General features: G+C 52.6%; 3 protein-coding genes. 2 read left to right on the top strand and 1 reads right to left on the bottom strand.

Features of this window, described 5'->3' with window-relative positions; all coding sequences use genetic code 11:
* Nucleotides 1-163: 163 nt before the first annotated feature.
* On the bottom strand, nucleotides 164-1,477 hold the full coding sequence (locus AN476_RS22055; RefSeq protein WP_054463909.1) for a hypothetical protein: 1,314 nt from the start codon (nucleotides 1,475-1,477) through the stop codon (nucleotides 164-166).
* A 184-nt stretch (nucleotides 1,478-1,661) separates the two neighbouring features.
* Here AN476_RS22055 and AN476_RS22050 point away from each other — a divergent pair, with 184 nt between their 5' ends.
* Nucleotides 1,662-2,831, top strand: a complete 1,170-nt coding sequence (locus AN476_RS22050; protein ID WP_253279973.1) for a site-specific integrase — start codon at nucleotides 1,662-1,664, stop codon at nucleotides 2,829-2,831.
* Nucleotides 2,797-3,023 (top strand): hypothetical protein (locus AN476_RS23305; protein WP_216598419.1); only part of this gene is annotated, 227 nt, incomplete at its 3' end. The genes AN476_RS22050 and AN476_RS23305, both read left to right, overlap by 35 nt.

Below are 3,023 nucleotides of genomic sequence, written 5' to 3'. Positions count from 1 at the left end.
CTGAGGCTGAGGCTGAGGCTGAGGCTGAGGCTGAGGCTGAGGCTGAGGCTGAGGCTGAGGCTGAGGCTGAGGCTGAGGCTGAGGCTGAGGAAAGCTAGAGCATTGGTGCCTGAGCGCACTAGTCATTTGTGGAAATAACCGAGGTCGAATGGGGCTCCCCAGCCTATTTTACTGCTCGCACTCGGTCGATAAATTCTCGAAACTCGGCGTCTGGTGTATCCCCCTTTGCTTTATTCGCGGCCCATACTGTTAACTGGATGTTCCCTCGAACATATCCAGCGTTGCTATCGATCCGGTCAGGTGAGATAGCCAAAGGTCCCCCGAGTGTTACTTCCATAGGAATCCCTGTCAGCTTGCACTTTCCATCCTGTTCCTGAAACAACTCCTCTATGTACGCCACTAACTCAGCGTGTGTCATGTCTGTTGGCTTTTCTTTAGCCGTACGCTCGCTTGTTGTTCCTGAGGCTGCGACTGTTGCCAAAATCCGCTTAGCAACCTTGTCAAAAACATCATCGTCGTCGCTATCTCTTACGTTTTGACCTGAGGTATCAACTGATGGTGGTGTTGCAGACTGGTCCCCGGTCGGGTGTAAGATGAAATGAAGAAGTCCATCCAAAGACCACAGATCAACGTCATAGGTCGCGCAAAGGGTGTGAAGTATGCCGTTGATTGCCTCATATTTCTCTCCGTCACTGGCACCTTGTGGTAGGTCAGGCCAGACACCAAGTTCAGTCAACCCAGCTTCCGACTTAGAATTCCACACACCATATTTGTTTGGGTAGGCAACCATCATTATTGCTGTCGCGATACCTTTGGACATGCCCTTTTGGCCACCGACAGCCTCGTCATAGCGCACCCCAACAGAGCGGCCCTCGTCCGTCAGTATCGCTATCGTTTTTTGCAAATGCACAAAGCCTTGCTCCAACAGGTTTGAAGTCTGACGATACAAGCTGGTCCAATGATGGTTGTGTTCAAAGAACAAAAACCCACGAAAGCTGGCTTCCGTTAATTTGTCAGGTTCTCTGAAGAGTGGCCCAAACCGGTCAGTCACTTCTTGCTGACGAGACACCATCTCCAGATATTCAGGGTCTTTCTTGGCACGAGAAATATCAATCGATGAACTCTCAATTCGAATATCCCCCCCTGCGACAACAATAGCGCGACCGGTCTCAACAACCTTGGCCAGTGCAGACCAGTCTAGTCTAGTGTCAGAGGTCAAACTGGCGCGAAGTTTTTTGTGCGAGACAGGATAAGCCAGCACACGGTGGGGGTTTTCTAACTCTCGAATATACACGCTGACACCATCCGTTTTGTGACGTTCAGATAGTTGAATGCCGCGTGGGCTTTCTGACATGAAAGCAGGTATGTCGCCATCGAGACGACCAGTAATTCTAGCGACTTCCAACCAGAGTTGCTCTGCAATTCGATGATTGACCGCGTTGTTCTTGACGCTTCTAGGTTTGAAGAACTTGGCCAACGGATGAACCCCTTAAATAAATGTAGAGACTCGGCAATGGATGCGAGTTCTAACGACTTTCTTGAAAATATGTCTGGTCACAACAAAACACCACGACGCAGACTGCACAATCCTTTTTGACTAAGCTCAACTCGCCCCAAACCATACCCTGACACGCGGATTCTGGGTGTCTTACGATGTCTGCATGAAACAGATGCTGACAACCAAATCGCTCGACGCGATGCCCCCTGCGACCATCAAACGGTACGAGGTCCGCGACCAGAAAGTAAACGGCCTGCATGTGCGTGTGTCGACCACAGGTGCCAAGGTGTTCTACACGTTGGTCCGCCCGAGTGGATCGCGCAGGCGCATCAAAATAGGCCCTTACCCTGTGGTCTCCCTTGCCGACGCTAGGCGCCGTGCAATGGAAATAGCCCGTGATGTTGAGTTGGGCGAGTTCGACAAGCCCCCCGAGGTTCCCGAGGCATCGGCTGACACGTTGGGTGAGATGATCCCCAAGTTCATCGAGCTTCACGCCAAGCCCAATACCAAGGACTGGAAACGCACCGAAAGCGTTCTACACAAGTTCGATGGGTTGAAGGATCGACCCATTGACCAGATCAAACGGCAGGACGTAAGCAAGGTGCTGGACGGCATCATCGCCAACGGGACGCCGACACGCGCCAATCGGGCGCTCTCAGCGATCAAAAAGCTTATGAACTGGTGCGTCATGCGCGGCGACATCGAAACATCGCCTGTAGCTCTCCTCAGGCCGCCTACGCGCGAAATCCCTCGTGATCGTGTGCTGAGCGATGATGAAATCCGCACGATCTGGCAGCAAAGCGATGCCGAGGATTATCCTTTTGGTCCCTTCCTCAAGCTGCTGATGATGACGGGGCAGCGACGGGCAGAAGTATCTGACATGCGTTGGTCTGAGCTCAATCTTGATGAAGGAATATGGGAACTTCCAGCGAGCCGTGTGAAAAATGCTCGACTGCATATCGTGCCTCTGCCTCCACAGGCCGCGGGCATACTGCAATCCCTGCACAGGTTCCTCAACAGCGACTTCGTGTTCACAACGACTGGGCGTTCAGCGATATCTGGGTTCGGACGCCTCAAGGAACGTATCGAGGCGACGCTGCCCGACAACACACCTGATTGGCGTTTCCACGATTTCAGGCGCACGGCCTCCACAGGTATGGCGAAGATCGGTGTGGCGCCTCATGTGATCGACGCCGTGACCAACCACAAATCAGGGGTCGTCTCAGGCGTCGGCGCAATCTACAATCGCTACACATATTTCAACGAAAAACGCGATGCGCTGGAGCAATGGGCGAACCATGTCGAAAAAATCACTGCATCCTCGTCTTCCTAGGGCCGAACAAAAGCAACGTTCTCAGGATCGCCTTATCAATGTTTTGCTGGCCGCAATAATTAAGGCTAATCCACACCACGACCCGACGGTGAAAGATGAAACGCGCCTTGCACGAGCCCGAGAGGCGCTGCTCGGAGAACCAAACTCACGTGGAAGAAAATCCATTAAAGATGACCTACGGCTATTCCCTGT

The sequence above is a fragment of the Phaeobacter sp. 11ANDIMAR09 genome (assembly GCF_001294455.1).
GTDB lineage: Bacteria > Pseudomonadota > Alphaproteobacteria > Rhodobacterales > Rhodobacteraceae > Pseudophaeobacter.
This window is presented reverse-complemented; position numbering and strand designations above follow the sequence as displayed.

Bases quoted from the DNA above. Each gene is read 5' to 3' on its own strand.
- AN476_RS22050 (WP_253279973.1), top strand. From the start codon at position 1,662: ATGAAACAGATGCTGACAACCAAATCGCTCGACGCGATGCCCCCTGCG.